The organism is Actinosynnema sp. NPDC091369 (assembly GCF_044757065.1).
Classification (GTDB): domain Bacteria; phylum Actinomycetota; class Actinomycetes; order Mycobacteriales; family Pseudonocardiaceae; genus Actinosynnema.
Genome location: NZ_JBIVUG010000004.1, coordinates 109,101 through 126,419, shown reverse-complemented (window position 1 = coordinate 126,419; position 17,319 = coordinate 109,101). Strand labels below are relative to the sequence as shown.

Annotated in this window: 22 protein-coding genes; 8 read left to right on the top strand and 14 right to left on the bottom strand. The window is 71.0% G+C overall.

Going from position 1 to position 17,319, the window contains the following annotated elements; translation table 11 throughout:
- Positions 1–3 precede the first annotated feature (3 nt).
- Positions 4–324, bottom strand: a complete 321-nt coding sequence (locus ACIQMJ_RS17085; protein WP_499761922.1) for a DUF3140 domain-containing protein — start codon at positions 322–324, stop codon at positions 4–6.
- Between the two features lie 105 nt (positions 325–429).
- Between ACIQMJ_RS17085 and ACIQMJ_RS17080 the strand changes: the two genes are divergently transcribed.
- Complete coding sequence (locus ACIQMJ_RS17080; protein WP_499761921.1) at positions 430–807, top strand: hypothetical protein; 378 nt, start codon at positions 430–432, stop codon at positions 805–807.
- On the top strand, positions 804–944 hold the full coding sequence (locus ACIQMJ_RS17075; protein WP_170231982.1) for a hypothetical protein: 141 nt from the start codon (positions 804–806) through the stop codon (positions 942–944). The genes ACIQMJ_RS17080 and ACIQMJ_RS17075 overlap by 4 nt, the downstream gene beginning before the upstream one ends.
- Before the next feature lie 91 nt (positions 945–1,035).
- Here ACIQMJ_RS17075 and ACIQMJ_RS17070 read toward each other — a convergent pair whose 3' ends face one another.
- Together ACIQMJ_RS17070 and ACIQMJ_RS17065 are read right to left on the bottom strand one after the other, a co-directional pair.
- Positions 1,036–1,653 (bottom strand): SRPBCC domain-containing protein, encoded by a 618-nt coding sequence (locus ACIQMJ_RS17070; protein ID WP_499761920.1) that lies wholly within the window; start codon positions 1,651–1,653, stop codon positions 1,036–1,038.
- Complete coding sequence (locus tag ACIQMJ_RS17065; RefSeq protein ID WP_378090669.1) at positions 1,650–1,994, bottom strand: ArsR/SmtB family transcription factor; 345 nt, start codon at positions 1,992–1,994, stop codon at positions 1,650–1,652. The genes ACIQMJ_RS17070 and ACIQMJ_RS17065 overlap by 4 nt, the downstream gene beginning before the upstream one ends.
- 116 nt (positions 1,995–2,110) lie before the next feature.
- On the opposite strand from ACIQMJ_RS17065, the gene ACIQMJ_RS17060 reads away from it, so the two are divergent.
- From ACIQMJ_RS17060 to ACIQMJ_RS17050, 3 genes are all read left to right on the top strand, one after another.
- Positions 2,111–2,758, top strand: coding sequence for a hypothetical protein (locus tag ACIQMJ_RS17060; protein ID WP_387492229.1), 648 nt, complete (start codon positions 2,111–2,113; stop codon positions 2,756–2,758).
- Positions 2,759–2,988: 230 nt separating this feature from the next.
- A complete protein-coding gene (locus ACIQMJ_RS17055) occupies positions 2,989–3,906 on the top strand; it encodes a sunset domain-containing protein (RefSeq protein WP_499761919.1) in 918 nt (305 codons plus the stop codon).
- Positions 3,907–3,993: 87 nt separating this feature from the next.
- A complete protein-coding gene (locus tag ACIQMJ_RS17050) occupies positions 3,994–4,800 on the top strand; it encodes an ATP-binding protein (RefSeq protein ID WP_499761918.1) in 807 nt (268 codons plus the stop codon).
- Here ACIQMJ_RS17050 and ACIQMJ_RS17045 read toward each other — a convergent pair.
- The 5 genes from ACIQMJ_RS17045 to ACIQMJ_RS17025 form a co-directional block, all read right to left on the bottom strand.
- Complete coding sequence (locus tag ACIQMJ_RS17045; RefSeq protein WP_499761917.1) at positions 4,766–5,113, bottom strand: STAS domain-containing protein; 348 nt, start codon at positions 5,111–5,113, stop codon at positions 4,766–4,768. The genes ACIQMJ_RS17050 and ACIQMJ_RS17045 overlap by 35 nt on opposite strands.
- Before the next feature lie 82 nt (positions 5,114–5,195).
- Positions 5,196–5,741 (bottom strand): hemerythrin domain-containing protein, encoded by a 546-nt coding sequence (locus tag ACIQMJ_RS17040; RefSeq protein WP_499761916.1) that lies wholly within the window; start codon positions 5,739–5,741, stop codon positions 5,196–5,198.
- Positions 5,742–5,786: 45 nt separating this feature from the next.
- Positions 5,787–6,779 carry a C40 family peptidase gene (locus tag ACIQMJ_RS17035; protein WP_499761915.1) on the bottom strand — a complete coding sequence of 331 codons (993 nt, stop codon included), beginning with the start codon at positions 6,777–6,779 and terminating at the stop codon, positions 5,787–5,789.
- A gap of 123 nt (positions 6,780–6,902) precedes the next feature.
- Positions 6,903–7,265 carry a DUF397 domain-containing protein gene (locus ACIQMJ_RS17030; RefSeq protein ID WP_499761914.1) on the bottom strand — a complete coding sequence of 121 codons (363 nt, stop codon included), beginning with the start codon at positions 7,263–7,265 and terminating at the stop codon, positions 6,903–6,905.
- Positions 7,265–8,149: a helix-turn-helix domain-containing protein gene (locus ACIQMJ_RS17025; RefSeq protein WP_499761913.1), complete on the bottom strand. Its 885-nt coding sequence runs from the start codon at positions 8,147–8,149 to the stop codon at positions 7,265–7,267. Before ACIQMJ_RS17025 ends, ACIQMJ_RS17030 begins: the two co-directional genes overlap by 1 nt.
- Positions 8,150–8,274: 125 nt before the next feature.
- On the opposite strand from ACIQMJ_RS17025, the gene ACIQMJ_RS17020 reads away from it, so the two are divergent.
- Entirely contained in the window at positions 8,275–8,814 is a 540-nt protein-coding gene (locus ACIQMJ_RS17020; protein ID WP_499761912.1) for a Scr1 family TA system antitoxin-like transcriptional regulator, read from the top strand.
- Here ACIQMJ_RS17020 and ACIQMJ_RS17015 read toward each other — a convergent pair.
- Complete coding sequence (locus ACIQMJ_RS17015; protein WP_499761911.1) at positions 8,791–9,708, bottom strand: PfkB family carbohydrate kinase; 918 nt, start codon at positions 9,706–9,708, stop codon at positions 8,791–8,793. The two genes, ACIQMJ_RS17020 and ACIQMJ_RS17015, sit on opposite strands and share 24 nt — an antisense overlap.
- A 109-nt stretch (positions 9,709–9,817) precedes the next feature.
- Here ACIQMJ_RS17015 and ACIQMJ_RS17010 point away from each other — a divergent pair, with 109 nt between their 5' ends.
- On the top strand, positions 9,818–11,110 hold the full coding sequence (locus ACIQMJ_RS17010; protein WP_499761910.1) for a lytic polysaccharide monooxygenase: 1,293 nt from the start codon (positions 9,818–9,820) through the stop codon (positions 11,108–11,110).
- Positions 11,110–11,673, top strand: coding sequence for a hypothetical protein (locus ACIQMJ_RS17005; RefSeq protein WP_499761909.1), 564 nt, complete (start codon positions 11,110–11,112; stop codon positions 11,671–11,673). The genes ACIQMJ_RS17010 and ACIQMJ_RS17005 overlap by 1 nt, the downstream gene beginning before the upstream one ends.
- A gap of 10 nt (positions 11,674–11,683) precedes the next feature.
- Here the strand turns inward: ACIQMJ_RS17005 and ACIQMJ_RS17000 are convergent, their stop codons facing one another.
- The 5 genes from ACIQMJ_RS17000 to ACIQMJ_RS16980 form a co-directional block, all read right to left on the bottom strand.
- Entirely contained in the window at positions 11,684–12,727 is a 1,044-nt protein-coding gene (locus ACIQMJ_RS17000) for a LacI family DNA-binding transcriptional regulator (protein ID WP_141976779.1), read from the bottom strand.
- Positions 12,728–13,127: 400 nt separating this feature from the next.
- The gene (locus ACIQMJ_RS16995; protein WP_499761908.1) at positions 13,128–14,156 is read right to left on the bottom strand and encodes an endo-1,4-beta-xylanase; all 1,029 of its coding nucleotides are present in this window, start codon (positions 14,154–14,156) and stop codon (positions 13,128–13,130) included.
- A gap of 27 nt (positions 14,157–14,183) precedes the next feature.
- Positions 14,184–15,002: a carbohydrate ABC transporter permease gene (locus tag ACIQMJ_RS16990; protein ID WP_499761907.1), complete on the bottom strand. Its 819-nt coding sequence runs from the start codon at positions 15,000–15,002 to the stop codon at positions 14,184–14,186.
- Positions 14,999–15,853, bottom strand: coding sequence for a carbohydrate ABC transporter permease (locus tag ACIQMJ_RS16985; RefSeq protein WP_499761906.1), 855 nt, complete (start codon positions 15,851–15,853; stop codon positions 14,999–15,001). The genes ACIQMJ_RS16990 and ACIQMJ_RS16985 overlap by 4 nt, the downstream gene beginning before the upstream one ends.
- Positions 15,853–17,148 carry an extracellular solute-binding protein gene (locus ACIQMJ_RS16980; protein ID WP_499761905.1) on the bottom strand — a complete coding sequence of 432 codons (1,296 nt, stop codon included), beginning with the start codon at positions 17,146–17,148 and terminating at the stop codon, positions 15,853–15,855. Before ACIQMJ_RS16980 ends, ACIQMJ_RS16985 begins: the two co-directional genes overlap by 1 nt.
- Positions 17,149–17,319 lie beyond the last annotated feature (171 nt).

Here is a 17,319-nt window from a genome sequence, read left to right as displayed (position 1 = left end):
GCCCTAGGCGGGCTTGAGCGGGTCGTGGCCGATGGACATCAGCCGGTGCCGCCAGTGCGCCTCGCCCGCCGTCGGCTCCAGGTCCTCGCGCCGCTGCTCGCGCACCCGTTCCACGACCTTGCGCATCACCTTCACGTCCTCGGTGGTCAGGTCGGTGCGCCGCTTGCGCAGCACCCGCAGCACCTCCTGCCCGGTGGGCGTGCCGGCCTGGTCGGGCAGGGCCTCGCTGTCCTCGTCCGCCGAGCGGGTGCGCAGCCAGTCCTCCAGTTCGTGCGAGGTCATGTTCACCACGCGGTGGAACTCGTCCCACAAGGTGTCGGTCATGGGGGAGAGGGTTGCCGCCGCGGTGAGCGGTGAAACCGGGCGTCTTTGCCGAACCCGAACATTCGCCGCACGCTCCCCACACCGTCACCGGTGATCGTGGTGGTCATGAACTCATGGACTCGCCTCGCGGTCGTCGCGACCGCCGCGCTCGGGCTCACCTCGACCGGCGTGGCCGCCGCCGCCCAGGACTACGCGCCCATCACGATCGGGCCGGAGAAGGTCAAGCAGCTGTGCGAGCAGCGCGCCCCGAAGGTCGAGGAGCGCATCACCCGGCTCACCACCCGCATCAACGGCGGGGCCGATTTGCACGGTTCGACGGCGTGGCTGCGCGCGCAGGCGCAGAAGGCGCGCGACGCGGGCAACACCGCCCGCGCCGAGCGGCTGGACCGGCGGCTGGAGCGGCGCGACGGGCAGGTGACCAAGCTCGCGGACGCGCAGCGGCGCGTGGACGAGTTCCAGGCCGCGCACTGCGGTGTGAAGTGAGGGCCGTGATCGCGGCGGTCGTGCTGCTGTTCGCGGTGGCCGGGTGCCGCGCCGACGACGCCGCACCCGTGGACCCCGGCTTCGACGGGATCGAGTCGACGCTGGACGGCGTCGAAGCCGAGGTCTCCGAGCCGTAGCCAGGGGTGGTAGCGGTCGGCCACCTCGGTGATGCGCCCCTGCCCGTCGAAGGTGAGGCGTGCCGCGCGCGGCTGCCCACCGTGGAACTACTCAGTCGAGGTCCGGCGTGTACTGGCCCTTCGCCATCGCGACCGCCGCGTCCAGCTCGTCCTGAGAGGCGGTGCCCGACCCGGCCACCACCGCCGCCCACGCGTCGATGGACCCGGCGTTGAACCGCTGGGTCTCCGGCGCGTTGGCGGCGGCGACCGGGTCGAAGCCCTCGTGCACCCCGCCCGCGAGGTACAGGCCCAGGCCGAGCAGCGCGCCGTCCCAACCGGGGCCGACGTACAGCGCGCCCGCGCCGCTGCCCGCCATCGCCTTGGGCACGGTGTGCTCCAGCTCGACGGTGGTCCGCTCGTCGTCGTCCTCGGTGAGGCGCAGTTCCACGACGCTGGACGGTGCGCCCCACGTCAGCCGCAGCAGCTCCGGCGGCGCGCAGGTCAGGATCTCGCCGCTCGCGTTGCCCTCCACCTGGAAGGTGCCACCTTCGCGCAGGTCGCCGCCGACCGGCAGGAACCAGCGCTTGAGCCGGTCGGGGTCGGTCACCGCGTCCCACACGTCCGCCGCCGCGGCGTCGTAGGTGCGGCGCAGCAGCACGCCGACGGTCTCGTCCGAGCCCGCGCTCACCTCGCGGTGGATCGCCTTGAGCTGGTCGGCGATGTCGATCACTGTCGCTCCTCCTTGAGTCGCCTCTCGCGCTTGCCGCGCGCGAGTTCGGTGGCCAGCGCGTCGAGGTGCCCGCTCCAGAACCGGCGGAACCGGTCGAGCCACTCGTCCACCTCGCGCAAGCCCTGGTCGTCCACCGCGTAGAGGCGTCGGGTGCCCTCGGCGCGGACGCGGGCGAAGCCGTTCTCGCGCAGCACCCGCAGGTGCTGGGAGACGGCCGGCTGCGAGATGCCGAACTCCCGGCGGACCACCTCCGTGACCGCGCCGGAGGTCTGCTCGCCGTCGGCGAGCAGCTCCAGGATGCGGCGACGGACCGGGTCGCCGAGTACGTCGAACGCGTGCACGACCAGTATCTTTCAGGATGGGCTTATATAAGTCAAATCTAAGGTTCAGGAATTGTCGGTGGTCGGTGGCACTATCTCGAACGGATGTTCGGTACGCGTTCGAAGGGAGCCATGCGATGCGTGTTCGACTCGATCCCCGTCAGTGGCCCGGCCGTGTCATCCCCGAGACCGACGCCGAGATCGACACGGCGGTCGAGGCGCTCTGCCTGCGCGCCACCTGGCCCGACGCCCACCGCGCCGCCGTGCGCCGGGTCGTCGAGCCGTGGTTCGGCGAGGGGTGGAGCGTCGATGCCCTGCTCGCGGCGGTCGACCGCAGGCCGGACGGCACCAGGCAGGGCAGCCCGCGCCACCGCGACCAGGTAGCGCACGACTTCCTCCGTGCGCGGCTGCGGTCGTGGTGGCAGGGGGGCGCGCGGCGAGCGCGCCCCCCGGTGGCGGGCATGACGCTGGGCGCGTGGTGGCGGATCAACCGGCGCAACGCCCGGCTGACCGAGCCGCGGCCCCGGCGTCCGCTGGGCACCGCGGGCACGTTGGCCCGGGAGCAGTCGCGGGAGCGGGTGCGGGCGCGGTTGCAGGACCCGGTGGAGCGGTCGCGCGCGTTGGCGCGGCGGCGGCAGGAGGTGCTGGACAGCTTGTTGGTGCCGGGGCAGCGGGTTCCGACGTTCGACGACGCCCGGAAACTGCTGGCCGACGTGCGGCTGCCCGCGCACCCGGTGTGCAGCCGGTGCGGATGCAGGCAGGGGGTGCTGCCGAACGCCGCTTGACGCGTCCTTAGTCTGTGGTTCCCGACACGGTGAATTCGGCCGACGGGTCGTGTGCTTTCGGGTCGAGCTCGTGGCGAGGCGTCGTGACTTCGGGTGGCAACGCCCGTGACGCCCGACCTGCCGACCGAGCGGCGTGCGCCCTGTCGTGACGCGTCCGGTCGACGTCCCTGTTCCGCAAGCTGTGGCCGTAGGAGTTGGCAGTGTCCTGGTTGTTCACCATCGTCCTGTGCGTGGCGGCGTTCCTGGCGGGCGCGGCCGTCGTCTGGCTGCGCCTCAAGCCCGTCATCCGCGACCTGCGCGCCCGCCTCGAAGAGCCGGCCGCCACCCCCACCGCTGACTCCGCTGACTCCGCCGACTCCGACACGGCTCCCGCCGCCGACAAGGTCCCGGCCGCCGCCGCCGTCTCCGCCGTCTCCGCGAAGCCCTCCGCCGCCGACACCCCTGCTGTCGAGACCCCCGCCGCCGAGACCGCCCCGGTTGCCCCTGCCGCCGAGGTTCCGGTTTCCGCTGAAGCTCCGGCCGCCGAGACCCCTGCCACTGCCGAGGTTCCTGCCGCCGAGGTCGCTGTCGCCGAGACTCCGGCCGAGGTTCCGGTCTCCGCCGAAGCCCCTGCCGCCGAGACCCCTGCCGCCGAGACCCCTGCCGCCGAGACCGCCCCGGTCGCCGCTGCCGCCGCGGTGATCCCGGCCCCCGCCGCCGTGCCTGAGCCCGAGGTCGTCGCGGTGGCCGAGGCTGCCCAGGAAGCCGAAGCCGTCCAGGAACCCGTGGCCGCCGAGACTCCCGAAGCGGTCCAGGAGGTCGAGGTCGCGTCCGAGTCGGAGGCGGTCGAAGCGTCCCGGACCGTCGAGGCCCCTGCTGCCGTCGAGGTTCCGGCCGTCGAGATCCCGGCAGCCGAGACGCCCGAGGTGGCCGAGCCCGTCGCCGTCGAGTCCCCTGCGGTCGAAGCCGCCGTCGTGCCCGTGGCGGCAGCGGCGGAGGAGGCGGTCGAGGTCAAGGCGAACTCGAAGTCGATGATCTTCCACACGCCCCAGTCGCCGTACTACAAGCGCATGAAGGGCGATGTCACGTTCCGCTCGGTCGCCGAGGCGGAGCGCGCGGGCTACACGCAGTGGACGCCGAAGTCGAAGGTCGCCTCGGCCGCCCGCTGAGGTCGGCCGCCCCCCTCGGCCGACCCCGCATCCCGATCAGGGGAATAGCCCCGCACCGCCCGGGTATCCACCGATCGGGGTGACCTGATGCCAACGTTAGACGGGCCGGGCGCCGGCGGGATCGCGCTGGCGCTCGACCGCACCGACGTCGACGGCGCGGCGGTGGTCCGACCGGCCGGGCGGCTCGACCTGACCACCTACCGGGAGCTGCGGGACGGGCTGCTCAAGTGCGCGGCGGACGAGCCGACGGCCCTGGTCGTGCGGCTCGACGACCGCTTCGAGTGCGCCACGCCCGCGTTCCTGTCCGTCTTCGCCACCGTGCGGCTGCGCGTGGCCGAGTGGCCGGGCATCCCGGTGCTGCTGGTCGGCGAGTCGCCCGGTCAACGCCGGGCGCTCGCGAACAGCCTCGGCGCGGTGCCGCGGTTCGCGGCGCTGGACGACGCCCTGGCCGCCGTCGAACGCCCGCCCGAACGCACCCGCGACGAAACCGCTCTGCCGAACTCGCTGGTCAGCGGCCTGCTGGCCCGCAACTTCGTCCGCGCTGCGTGCGAGCGCTGGCACGTCACCCACCTCGTGCACAACGCGGTCACGGTGGCCACCGAACTGGTGGAGAACGCCGTCCGGCACGGCCGCTCCGCGCCGACGCTGCGCCTCGACCTGCGCGACCGCCGGCTGGTCGTCGCGGTGCACGACGACAGCCCGGACCAACCCCGCGAGCCGAAGTCCGAGCCACGACGCCGAGGCGGTTGGGGCCTCACCATCGTGTCGTCGCTGAGCCGCAAGTGGGGCAGCCACCCGTGGCCGCGGGGCGGCAAGATCGTCTGGGCGGTGCTGGAGGACCAGGCCACCGCGAACCCGCTCAGCTCGCCTCGCCGACCGCCGTCACGATCGTGAAGTGGTCGATCAGGTCGGTCAGCGCCAGCGGCTGCAACACGGCCTTCGTGGTCGCCACCAACCGCAGCTCCGCGCCCGCCGCCGCGCACTCGGCCCGCAGCACGATCAACAGGTTGATCCCGGTCGACCCGAGGAACGTCACGCCGGACAGGTCCAGCACCAGGGCCTGGCTCACGTCGTTGAGCCGGCGGCGGACGAACTCCTCCACCACCGGCACCGTCGCCATGTCCAGCTCGCCGGTGACGACGACCACCGCCACGCCCTCGGACACGTCGCGCGCCGCGAGCGTGACGGCGTCGGTGAAATCGTCCATGTCCACCCCTGGGTGTGGTCGGCAGGTGCGGCTGTCTGCTCAACCGCACCCAGCCTAGGCCCAGGGGAGATGTGAGCGCCCGTCAGGACGCGTGCAGCTCCTTCTCGAGCTGGGCCTTGCTCATCCCCGACGCGCCCGACACACCCGCGTTGCGCGCCTGGGTCAGCAGTTCCTCGCGGGTCGCCTCACCCGGTCGGTCACCCATGTGCCGGGCCCGGCTCTCCGCGAACGCCCGCCCCAGCTCCTCGCGCCGCCGGTCGTCCAGCCGCTCCCGCATGCCGGGCAGCACCGACGACTCCTCCTCTTCGACGTGGTGCGTCACGGACTCGACCAGCTCACGCAGCACGTCGTCGAACGCGGGGGACGTCGGGTCGGTCCCGGCCAGCTTGGCCAGCAGCTGCTCGGCCTCGGCGTGCTCCTCCTGGCTGTGCTCGACCTCGTCGGTCTCGCCCGCCTCGTCCTTCGCGACCGGGTAGACCTCCGCCTCCTCGGCCCGGCTGTGCGCGGTGAGCACGGACACCAGCACGGGCACCAGCAGCGGGCGCTTCTCCGGGTGGTCCTTCAGCTCGGCGAACAGCCGCTCCACCTCGCGGTGGTCCTGCATGATCAGATCGACTACGTCGGGCATGTCGTCCTCCGTCACGTGTGGTGGCGCAGGAGTAGTACCCGGGAATCAGCCGACCACGCGCCGGATGACGTTGACCGGTCCGATGGACTCGATGTCCTGCACCTTCACCGGCACGCCCTCGGTGGACGCGTGCACGGCGCGCAGGCCGTCGATCGCCATCGCCACGTGCGTCTGGCCCGTGTAGTAGATGATCAGGTCACCGGCCTTGACCTCGTTGCGCGACACCGACCGGCCGATGAGGGCCTGGCTGTAGGTGGTGCGGGGGATCGCGATGCCAGCCGACCGGTACGCCGCCTGCATGAGGCTGGAGCAGTCCCAGGTGTTCGGGCCGTTCGAGCCGAACACGTAGTCCTTGCCCCGCTGGGCCAGGGCGAACGCCAGCGCCTGCCCGGCTTGGCCCGACGGGACGGGGATCGCGCTCATGTCGCCCGCGTTGTTCAACGCCGCCCGCTGGGCGGGGCTCAACGACCGGTACGCCTCGCGGGCTTCGGTGATCTGCCCGTCCAGCGCGGCCTTGCGCTGGTCGATGTCGGCGATGGCCTGGTTGGCCGCGTCGGCCGCCTCACCGGCGCGGCGGGCGGCGTCGTTGGCCAGGTCGACGGCCTTGCCGAGCCCGTCCAACGCCTCCGCGTTGTCGCCCGCCAGCACGCCCAGCGCGGACATGCGGTTGAGGAAGTCCTGCTGCGAGTCGCTGACCAGCAACGCCGACAGCTGGCTGAACCGCGCGCCCTCGAACGACGCCTCGGTCAGCAGGTCGACCTGGCCGCGCAGCGCCTCCTGCGCCTGCTGGGCGGCGGTGAGGTCGCGGTTGGCCTGGTCGAGCGCGCCCTGGGCGTTGGACAACGACTCCTGCGCCCGCAGGTGCTCCTCGTTGAGCGCCTCGGCCTCGTGGGAGAGGTCGAGGTACTTCTTCAGCGCCTCGGACGCGTCCGGGTCCGCGACGGCCGGGGGGAGGGGCAGGGTGACGCCGAGCAGCACCGAGACAGCGGTGGCCGTCAGGGCTGCGCGGACGGTGCGCTGAGCGGTTTTCGACGCCACGGTTCGCGCAATCCTCCTTGAGCCGGGTGGGGCCCGAACGGGTCACACCCGCCCAGGTCTCGGACAGGTTACGGAACCGGTCGGTGCGAGTCCATAAGGGGTCCGGTTCCGTGACCTGCCGACTCAGGCGACGGCGGCGGAGTGGGTGAACTCGCCCGCCCGGACACCGCGCATGAACATCTCCCACTCGCCGCGCGTGTAGCGCAACGCCGTGCCGTCGTGGCGGGCCCGCAGGATGGTGCCGCCGCTGGGCTCCGGCAGCACGGCGAGCGCGCTGTCCGCGTCGACGGCCCCCGCGAGCAACCGGCGGAGGAAGTCGTCCCACCGCACGGCGTCGAGCGTGATCACCGGGCCGTCGCCCCGGTCCTTGGTGTCCCGCACCAGGACCACGTCGCCGTCGAAGCAGACCTCGACGCACTCGCCCGACGCCGTGCTGAAGCTGCTCTTGAACCAGCCGCGCGCCAGGGCAGAGGAGGTGAAAGACATCAGTGCCGCTCCATCTCGTGGTAGACCGCGTCGATGAACTCGCGCGAGTCGCGGTCGTCGAGCGCTCGGTCGAACGTCTCCGCGAAGCTCGCCGTCGATTCGAGTATTACTTGGCGTTTGTCGATGATGACACCGCTGATCGCTGTCTCCTGATAGACCAGATCCGAGAGCCGGTTGGAGCTGAACGACATGATCCGCAGCGCCGCGCCGAGCAACGGGTGCGCCCCGGCCGTGAAGGGGATGACCCGGACACGAACGTGATCAGCCTTGTGCTCCAAGACTTCCAGCACGTGGGCCAGTTGTCCTTGCATGACACCGGGTTCGCCGACCCGTTGGCGCAGCGCGGCTTCGCCGAGCACGACGTCGAGCAGCAACGGGTGGTCGCCGTCGAGCCGGAGTTGGCGCGCCAGCCGGGTTTCCAGCCTCGGGCCGACGTCGACCGGTCGGATGTACGGGGTGCCGGCCTGCATCACGGCGCGCGCGTAGTCGGCGGTCTGCAACAGACCCGGGACGATGTCCGGCGCGTACTCGTAGACCTTCTCCGCGCCCGCCTCCAACCCCAGCAACCGCAGGAAGTCGTCGGAGTACAGGCGCGCGTAGTCGTACCACCACTCGCGCCGCTCGGTCCGCGCCCGCATCGATTCCAGGTCGGCGCGTTCGTCGTCGGGCAGCTCGTAGGCGTCGGCGAGGTCGTGCAGCTTCGCCGCGGTGAGGCGGCGCTTGCCGGACTCGATCGCGGAGAGGTTCGTGCCGCCGATGCCCGTCGTCTTGCCGATCGCCGCCGCCGTGAACCCGAGCCGTTCCCGGTGTTCGCGCAGCCTCAGGCCGAGCTCCCACGCCTGCACCGTGCTGGAGGTCGGGGCGTCGTCGCCCATGTCCTTCATCCCGTCGTTCTGTGGTCGCGGCGACACAGAGCGTAGCGACAGTCCACTCGTTCGATGAATCGACACTCCGATAAGTATCACGATAGCTTCGGTGGGACCGCCGTCCCGTTGGAAGTGATCACTTGATGGAACTCAAGCCCGCGTTGCGCAGCCGCCTGCTCGGCCTGGAACTGCGCCGGGTGCGCGAGGCCAACGGCCTGACCGTCGCCGAGCTCGCCGCCAGGACGCGGCAGTCGCCGCAGCGGATCCGGGAGCTGGAGAACGGCGTCGCCGAGTCGCCGACGCCCGACCCGACCATGTGGTGCGCGTGGGGCACGGAGGCGACGAGCGTGATCAACGTGCTGTGCCGCGCCGCGGAGCGGATCGACGTGCTCGCGCCGTTGGGTCTCAACCCGGTCTTCGAACGGCTCGACCCCGACCGCTGCACGGTCTACGTGCTGGAGGGCGCCGCGATCGACCGCACCGACGTCACCGTGCGGGTGATCCCGCGCAGCGCCGGGTACTGCCCCGGCGTCGAGCACCCGTTGACCCGGTTCACGCTCGCGGACGGCCCGGCCGTCGTCTTCTACGCCTACCTGCACCGCGCGATGTTCACCGAGGAACCGCGGCACCTGAGGTCGGCCTACGAGCTGTTCGAACGCCTAGCCGAGCTGACGCGCGCCTAGGTCGAGCCCGGTGAGGTCCGTCCGCCCGCCGGGGTGGCGGACCGCGCGGCCCGCGGCGGCTGTGGCCAGCCTGCCCGCGACCTCAGGGGTGTCGCCGCGGACCAGGGCCACGGTCAGCGCGGCCACGAACGCGTCACCGCCCCCGGTCGTGTCCACGACCTCCTCGTCGGTCAACGGGATCACCGCCGACCCGTCGTCCCACGTCAGCACGTTCGCCTCGCCCGGCACCTCCAGCGCGACCACCGACGGGCCGCGCGCCAGCAGCTCGCGCCCCGCCCGCACGGCGGCGTCCACGTCGGTGATCGAGCGCCCGGTCAACGCCTCCGCCTCGCCGTGGTCGGCCCGCACCACGTCGGCCGCGGCCAGCAGCTCGGTCGCGCGCCCGTCCGGCGCGCCGTCCAGCACGACCAGCCCGCTCGCGGCCCGGACCGCCGCCAGCGCCGCGTCGGCCGGCTGCTCCAGCTGCACGACCACCGCGTCCGCCCCGGCCAGCGTCGCCGACGCGGCGCGCACGTCGTCGGCCGTCACCAGGGTCGCCTCGGGGATGTCCTCCAGGTACCGGTACCCGCCCTCGCACACGACGTCCACGATCAGGGCCGTCCGGACGCCCGCCCGGCAGGTCACGGCGGTCGTGGCTACGCCGTCCGCGTCCAGCCGCTCGACCAGCAGGCGGCCCTCCCGGTCGTCCCCGACGACGCCCACCACCGCGGCCGTTGCGCCGAGCTGCCTGGTGCCGCGAGCGATGTTCGCGCCCTTCCCGCCCAGCACTTCGCGCCGCTCCAGGACGTCCGCGTGCCCTCCCGATCCGGGCACTTCGGGTACCACGAGCACCAGGTCACGGGCTATCTGACCGACCACCGCGATCCGCATGGTCAGGCGGTACCCGACGACCACCAGTTGAAACGGATCGTTGACGTGGCGTCACCGGTAATGCGATCGTAATTCTGGGAGCGCTCCCAGTCCCCTGGTTCACAGATCACCGTCGATCTGAAGGAGAAGGTCCTTGCGACTCAAGCGCTTTGGGGCGTTGGCGGTTGCCGCGCTCGGTGTGGTCGGTGTGACCAGCGTGTTCGTCCAGAGCGGCGTGGCGCTGGCACACGGTTCCATGACCTACCCCCCGAGCCGCACGTACGCCTGCTACGAAGACGGCAGGGCGAACAGCGGCGGCGGCGACCTGAACCCGGCCAACCCGGCGTGCGTCGCCGCGGTGCAGATCGGTGGCAAGCAACCGCTGTGGGACTGGTACGGCAACCTGATCAGCCAAGCGGCCGGCAAGCACCGCGAGATCATCGCCGACGGCGACCTGTGCGGTCCGACGACCAAGTACGACGCCTACAACCTGGCCCGCAACGACTGGCCGGTGACCAGCCTGCGGGCCAACGCGTCGATCACGTTCAAGTACAACGCCTGGGCTCCCCACCCGGGCCGCTGGGACCAGTACGTCACCCGCGACGGCTTCGACGTCACGCAGCCGCTGAAGTGGTCGGACCTGGAGCCCGCGCCGTTCGACAGCGTGGTCAACCCGCCGCTGGGCAGCGGCGAGTACTCGTGGAGCGGCACGCTGCCGAACAAGACCGGCCGCCACATCATCTACTCGATCTGGCAGCGCAGCGACAGCCCCGAGGCGTTCTACAGCTGCTCGGACGTGAACTTCACCGGCGGCGACAGCGGCGGTGACACCCAGGCGCCCACGGCTCCCGGCACGCCCGTCGCGACCGCCACGGCCAACTCGGTGTCGTTGAGCTGGTCGGCGGCGTCGGACAACTCCGGCGTCAGCGGCTACACGGTCTACCGGGAGGCGGGCGCCACCGACGTGGCGGTCGCGACGGCCTCGGGCACGACGGCCACCGTCACCGGTCTCGCGGCGGACACCGCGTACCAGTTCTACGTGGTGGCGCGGGACGCGGCGGGCAACACGTCGCCGCCGTCCGCGGTCGTGTCGGTGCGGACCGCCACGGGTGGCGGCACGACGCCGGGCGCGTGCTCGGTGACCTACAGCGTGCCCAGCCAGTGGTCCGGCGGCTTCACCGCGAACGTGTCGGTGAAGAACACGGGCACCAGCGCGGTCAGCGCGTGGCAGTTGGTCTGGGACGTCCCCTCGGGTCAGGGGATCACCCAGGCGTGGTCGGCCGAGGTCGCCGTCGCGGCGGGCAAGGCCACCGCGAAGGGCGCCAGCTGGAACCAGAACATCCAGCCGGGCCAGACGGTGAGCTTCGGGTTCAACGGGACGTCGCAGGGGGCACCCGCGAACCCGACGTCGTTCGCCCTCAACGGCGCTTCCTGCGCCGCGGCCTGATGTTGGGGCGGTGCGCGGCCCTGGTCGCGCTCCTGGTGGGGTCGGTCGCCTGCTCCTCGGCGGCGACCGACTCCGCCGGCCTGGTCGGCTCCAACGGGCTGGGGGCCAACGCCCTCGGCCCGCCCCTGGCCACCTCCGCCGAGGTCGGCCAGTGGGTCGAGGAGAAGACCGGGCAGTGCGACGAGGTGGCGCCGCGGACGATGCAGGAGTTCACCGAGTTCGTCGGCCCGCTGCGGGCGAAGCTCTACGCGCCGTACGTGGCGGAGTGGGCGACGTGCGAGGCGGGGCCGTACGAGCGGCTCGGGCTGGTCGTGTTCCAGCGCGAGAAGCTGAAGGACTTCCAGCAGGCGTGGCAGGGCGCGATGGCGAGCGGCGAGGTGTCGGACAACCCGGACTTCGGGTTCGGCAACGGCTTCGCGCTCAGCGGCACGCTCGGCCTGGAACTGCTGGGACTGCACGAACTGCGTTGCACACCGGTGGTGACCGGTGCGGACGTGGGGCACACCCTGCCCGCGGAGGCGGACGGGTGCACCTACGTCCAGAAACCGGGCCACCACCACTAGAGGCGGCTCGTCAGCGTGGCGCGGCGGTGCTCTGACGCACCACCAGCGTGGTGGCAAGCTCGATTCGGCGGTGTTCGGGCTCTTCACCACGTGCCAACGTGATGGCGAGACGGGTGCCCGCCGCGGCCATGTCCTGCAGCGGCTGCCGGACCGTGGTCAGCGGCGGGCCCACCCACTGGGCGACCGGGAGGTCGTCGAAGCCGATGACGCTGAGGTCTTCCGGGATGCGCAGGCCGGCCGCGCGTGCGGCCTCGTAGACGCCGAGGGCCTGGAGGTCCGACCCGGCGAAGACGGCCGTGGGCGGGTCCGGCAGGTCGAGCAGCGGCGCGAACTGGGCCCGGCCGGACTCCACGTGGAAGTCGCCGTAGCGGACCAGCGCCGGGTCGTAGGCCAGGCCGGCGGTCTCCAGCGCGGCGCGGTAGCCGTCGACGCGGGCGCGGCTGCACAGCACCCGCTCCGGGCCGCCGATCATGGCGATGCGCCGGTGGCCGAGCTCGATCAGGTGCCGGGTGGCGGTGAGGCCGCCGTTCCAGTTGGTGGCTCCTATGGAGGGCGTCTCCAGCTGGGGTTCGCCGATGGGGTCGACCACGACGACCGGGATGTCCCGCGCGCGCAGCTTCGCCAGCTGCGAGGACGTGAGGTCGGAGAAGACGGAGATCACGGCCAGGGGCTTGCGGGCGATCACGCCCTCCAGCCAGCCGTGACCGGGCGTGAGCCTGCCCTGGGACTCCGACAGCACCAGGGCCAGGCCCTGCTCGGCGGCGACCTGCTCCGCGCCGCGGATGATCTCCAGCGCCCAGGCGCTCTCCAGCTCGTGGAACATCAGTTCCACCAGGTTGGACCGACGCGACCGCTCGTCCGCCCGGCGCTGGTAGCCGTGCCGTCGGATGATCGCCTCGACCCGTTCCCGGGTGTGCGGTGCGACGTCCGCGCGACCGTTCATCACTTTCGAAACAGTCGGAACCGAGACCCCGGCCTCTGCCGCGATGGCGGCAATGGTGATCTTGCCCGAGGCTGTGCCATCCGAGGGTGACGGGTCGGCTTTGGTCGGCATGAGCGCAGTCTACGGCAGCCCCGCCCAGTTCCGGCCGTTTGACGCGGGGGAGCGGTGGTGGGGTGTTCGTCACTCGGAGTGCGCGTAACAGGGTCGAAACAATCGACGTTGGGATCGAAACTGTCGAATGTCCGGTTGCTCCCACCCGACCGCACCCCCGAGGTTACCGCAACGTATCGGCGTGCTCACGGCCAAATGAGATTTCCCCGAACGTCGAACTCGGGGTACCCGAGCGTTCGACTCACGAGACCTGAGCGTTCGACTCACGCGTGCTGAACGTAGGACTCTCGCGAGAGTCGAACGCTCAGGTCCCGAGTGTCGAACGCTCAGGACCAGTGAGTTCCACGTTGGGGAGGCTCGGGCCCGCTGGGAGAGGAGTGGCGGGCCCGAGCCGGTCGGGTCAGTCCCGGCGACGCCGGCCGCCGAACGAGAGACCGTCGCGCACCGCCCGGTGAGCGGGCTTGGGCGCGAAGTCCTCGTCGAGGATGGTGGCCGCACCATCACCCTCGAACCACCCGGGCACCCAGGAGTACCGGTCGGTGTACCCCCAGACCGTGAACGACAGGCAGCCCGGCGTCCCCAGGCACGCGTCGAGCGCCGTGCGGTACACGTTCGCCTGAGCCTGGAGCTTCCACGGGTCGGCGGGCAGCGGCATCCGCACGTCCGCCTCCGTCACCGCCGTGCGCAGGCCGAGGGCGTCGAACCGCCCCAGGTTCTTCCGCATCGTCAGCGGCGCGTGGTCCGCGGTGAGGTGGCCCTGCACGCCGACGCCGTGGATCGGCACTCCCTGTCGCACCAACTCGCTCACGAGGTCGTACATGCCATCGCTCTTGGCGTTGACCTCTTCGACCTCGTAGTCGTTGTAGAACAGCAGCGCGTCCGGGTCGGCCTCGTGCGCCCACCGGAACGCGTCCGCGATGTAACCGGGACCGAGCGCCCGCAGCCAGGCGGTGTCGCGCAGTGTCCCGTCGTCCTCGAACACCTCGTTCACCACGTCCCACTGCCAGATCCGACCCCGGTACCGCCGCACGGTCGTCTGGACGTGGTCCTTCAGCACGGCGCCCAGCTCCTCCGGCGGCACGTCCGCCAGCCACGCCGGGTTCTGGTTGTGCCAGACGAGCGTGTGCCCGCGCACGCGCTGCCCGTTGGCCTGCGCGAACGCGACCAGCGCGTCCGCCCGGTCCCACTCGTACCGGCCGCGCACGGGCTCCAGCGCGCCCCACTTCATCTCGTTCTCGGCGGTGACGGTGTCGAACTGCGCCGCCACCCACGCGCGGTACTCCGCGTCCTCGGCCAGCGCCGTCAGGTTGACCGCCGTGCCGAACGCGAGGTCGTGCCGCGCGGCGAGCTGCCGCAGGGTCGGCTCCGCTGCCGCCGCGGGTGCGGCGGCAGCGGTGTCCACGGCCGGAACGGGTGCGACGTCCCGCATGGAGCGTTCCTCCAGCCGAGGGGTGGACTACTTGCCGAAGCCGGCCGTGAGGCCGCTGAGCAGGAACCGCCGACCGATCAGGTACACCACGAAGATCGGCAGCACGGACAGCGTCACGGCCGCGAGCAGCGCGGGCACGTTCGTGCCGAACTGCCCCTGGAAGTCCCACAACCCGAGGGTGAGCACCCGCGACGACTCCGACTGGGTGAGCACCAGCGGGAAGAGGAACCCGTTCCACGCGTTGAGCGCGGTGTAGACGACGACCGTCATGATCGCCGGCCGCGCCAGCGGCAGGACCAGCGACACGAGCACCCGCATCGGCCCGGCGCCGTCGATGGCCTGCGCCTCGTACAGCTCGCGCGGCACGTCGCGCAGGCTGTTGACCAGCACCAGCATCGCCACCGGCAGCGCGAACGCCGCCGTCGGCAGGATGATCGCGGTCAACGTGTCGTACAGCTGCATCCGGGTGATCATCAGGTACACCGGGATGATCGTCGCCTGCGCGGGGATCGCCAGCCCCATCAGCAGCAGGGTGAAACCGCGCTGCACGAACGGGCTGGTGTTGCGCACCACCGCGTACGCGGCGGGTACGGTCACCAGCACCACGATCGCCACCGTCGCGACGGTCACGATCACGTTGTTCAGCAGGTACTGGCCGAAGCCGCCGGTCAGCACCGTGACGTAGTTGTCCAGAGACAACGAGTCCGGCATCTCCCACACGCTCTTGCCCAGGTACTCGGCGCGCGTGCGCAGCGACACCGTGACCAGGTAGAGCAGCGGTCCGACGACGATCGCCAGCCACGCCAGGGCGAACAGCCCGGCGGGCCAGTTGGGACGAGACTTCACGACCCCTCCTGCTGGCTGCTCATCTGGCGGAACCCGCTCCAGCGCATGACCGCCAGCGACAGCGCGGTGCCCAGGACGACCAGCACGACCGCGATCGTGCTCGCGTAGCCCATCTCGAACCCGCTGAAGCCGGTGATGTACATGTGCAGCGGCAGGATGCGGGTCGCGGTGCCCGGTCCGCCGTTGGTCAGGATCAGCACGGTGTCGAACGTGGTCAGCGAGCCGACCAGCATCAGCACCGACGACGTGACCACGGTGTACCGCAGCTGCGGCAGAGTGATGTGCCGGAACTTGCTCACCCGCGAGGCGCCGTCGATGGTCGCCGCCTCGTACAGCGAGGCGGGCACCGCCCGTGCCGCGCCCTGGTAGAGCAGGGTGTGGAACGGGATGAACTGCCACGAGATCACGAGCACCACCGTGTAGAGCGCGATGTCGGGGTCGCCGAGGAACAGCGGTCCGCCGACGAACGCGCCGAAGTTCGGCTCGAGCAGCGCCTGCCACAACAACGCGATGGCGGCCGTGGACAGCAGCAGCGGCAGGAAGAAGATCGAGCTGAGCACCGCCCGGGACCGCTGCTTGCCGGCCGCCCAGACCCCGATCAGCAACGCGATCGGGGTCTGGACGAGCCACGACACGACCATCAGCACCAGGGTCCGCCACACCGAGGCGCGAGCCTCGCTGTCTTCGAGCAGCCGGGACCAGTTCTCGCCCCCGTTGAACGCCGGCGTGCCCAGACCGTCCCAAGCGGTGAAGCTCAGGTAGATCACGAGCAGCATGGGCAACGCGGCGAACAGGGCGAAGAACGCGAACGCCGGCACGGCATACCAGGCCGAAGGCCGCTGGGACGACATCAGCGCGCGGCCACCGCGTCGACGAACTGCTGCGGCGAGACCTTGCCCAGGAAGAACTCCTGGAGCTGCGTGAGCATGAAGGTCGCGTCATCGGCGGGCAGGTCCTGGTCCCAGGACAGCTGGAAGTTCTTCGAGTCCAGCACCAGCTCGTAGATGAACGACGCGTACTCCGGGTTCGGGGACTTCTTCAGCTTCTCCTCGGCGCCCACGACCGGCGGGACGTCACCGGCCTCGACCAGCGCCTCGATGTAGGAGTCCTTGTGCAGCTCGGTGGTGACGAACTTCTTGGCCGCGTCCAGGCTCTTCGAGTCCTGGGTGGCGGAGTAGAAGTTGCTCACGTTGCCGACGAGGTTGCCCGCGTCGCCCTTGCCGCCGGCGATCGACGGGAACGCGATCCAGCCCAGGTCGCCGTTCTTCACGAAGTCCGGGCTCTGGTCGAGCTGGTTGGTGTACTCCCACGACCCCATGAGGTGCATGGCGGCCTTGCCCTGCGCCAGGATGGTCGACGCGCCACCGGCGTCGTAGCCGACGGAGGCGAAGTTGCTGCCGAACGCGCCGCGGTCGATCAGGTCCTTGAGCTTGGTCATGGACTCGACCACGGCCGGGTCCTTCCAGCCCTCGGGGCCCTTGTCCCGGATGTTCTTGAACACCTCGGGGCCCGCCACGCGGTCGAGCACGTACTCGGCCCACATCAGCTCGGTCCACGCCTGCGTGCCGGCCAGGGCGATCGGGGTGATGCCCTTGGCCTTGAAGGTGTCGACGGCCGTGAGCAGCTCGTCCCACGTCGTCGGCGGCTTGGCGCCCGCCTCGGTGAACACCTTCTTGTTGAAGAACAGCAGCACCGGCTGCATGCCGCGCATCGGCACGCCGTAGTACTTGTCACCGAGCTTGGCGCCGTTCAGCACGCTGGGGATGAACGCGTCCTTGGCGGCCTTGTTCTCCTCGAGCACCTGGGTGAGGTCGGCCACCTTGCCGGCGTCGACGTACTCCTTGAGGTTGCCACCACCCCAGTTGAAGAACAGGTCCGGGGCCTGCGGGGAGCCGATGGCCACCCGGAGCCGCTGCTTGTACGGGTCGTTGCCGAACGTCTCCAGCGAGGCGTTGCCGCCACCCGCCTTGAACGAGTCGATCGACTTGTTCTCGATCTTGTTGAGGACCGGGTCCTCGAGCGCCCAGATCTTCAGAGCGCCTGCGCTCGACTCGCCCGGACCGGACGTGCCACACGCGGACACCACTGCTGTCACGGCGACCAGCCCCATCGCGATGAGGGGACGCACCCATGAACGGCGGGACATGCGACCGCCACCCTTCTGCCACGCTGCGGATTTGTTCGTGGCATCGAAACATTTCGAAACATCCACGACTTGCGCAGACCTTAGGCCCGTGTCCAACCGGTGTCAAGCGTCACCATTCGGCGCGTCCGAGTGTTGTTTCTGCACGTCAGGAGGTCACTCTTGTGTTTCGAT

Excerpts from the sequence above, each read along its gene's own strand:
- ACIQMJ_RS17085 (WP_499761922.1), bottom strand. The coding sequence starts at position 324 with ATGACCGACACCTTGTGGGACGAGTTCCACCGCGTGGTGAACATGACC.
- ACIQMJ_RS17080 (WP_499761921.1), top strand. The coding sequence starts at position 430 with ATGAACTCATGGACTCGCCTCGCGGTCGTCGCGACCGCCGCGCTCGGG.
- ACIQMJ_RS17060 (WP_387492229.1), top strand. The coding sequence starts at position 2,111 with ATGCGTGTTCGACTCGATCCCCGTCAGTGGCCCGGCCGTGTCATCCCC.
- ACIQMJ_RS17050 (WP_499761918.1), top strand. The coding sequence starts at position 3,994 with ATGCCAACGTTAGACGGGCCGGGCGCCGGCGGGATCGCGCTGGCGCTC.
- ACIQMJ_RS17045 (WP_499761917.1), bottom strand. The coding sequence starts at position 5,113 with ATGGACGATTTCACCGACGCCGTCACGCTCGCGGCGCGCGACGTGTCC.
- ACIQMJ_RS17040 (WP_499761916.1), bottom strand. The coding sequence starts at position 5,741 with ATGCCCGACGTAGTCGATCTGATCATGCAGGACCACCGCGAGGTGGAG.
- ACIQMJ_RS17030 (WP_499761914.1), bottom strand. The coding sequence starts at position 7,265 with ATGTCTTTCACCTCCTCTGCCCTGGCGCGCGGCTGGTTCAAGAGCAGC.
- ACIQMJ_RS17025 (WP_499761913.1), bottom strand. The coding sequence starts at position 8,149 with ATGAAGGACATGGGCGACGACGCCCCGACCTCCAGCACGGTGCAGGCG.
- ACIQMJ_RS17020 (WP_499761912.1), top strand. The coding sequence starts at position 8,275 with ATGGAACTCAAGCCCGCGTTGCGCAGCCGCCTGCTCGGCCTGGAACTG.
- ACIQMJ_RS17005 (WP_499761909.1), top strand. The coding sequence starts at position 11,110 with ATGTTGGGGCGGTGCGCGGCCCTGGTCGCGCTCCTGGTGGGGTCGGTC.
- ACIQMJ_RS17000 (WP_141976779.1), bottom strand. The coding sequence starts at position 12,727 with ATGCCGACCAAAGCCGACCCGTCACCCTCGGATGGCACAGCCTCGGGC.
- ACIQMJ_RS16995 (WP_499761908.1), bottom strand. The coding sequence starts at position 14,156 with ATGCGGGACGTCGCACCCGTTCCGGCCGTGGACACCGCTGCCGCCGCA.
- ACIQMJ_RS16985 (WP_499761906.1), bottom strand. The coding sequence starts at position 15,853 with ATGTCGTCCCAGCGGCCTTCGGCCTGGTATGCCGTGCCGGCGTTCGCG.
- ACIQMJ_RS16980 (WP_499761905.1), bottom strand. The coding sequence starts at position 17,148 with ATGTCCCGCCGTTCATGGGTGCGTCCCCTCATCGCGATGGGGCTGGTC.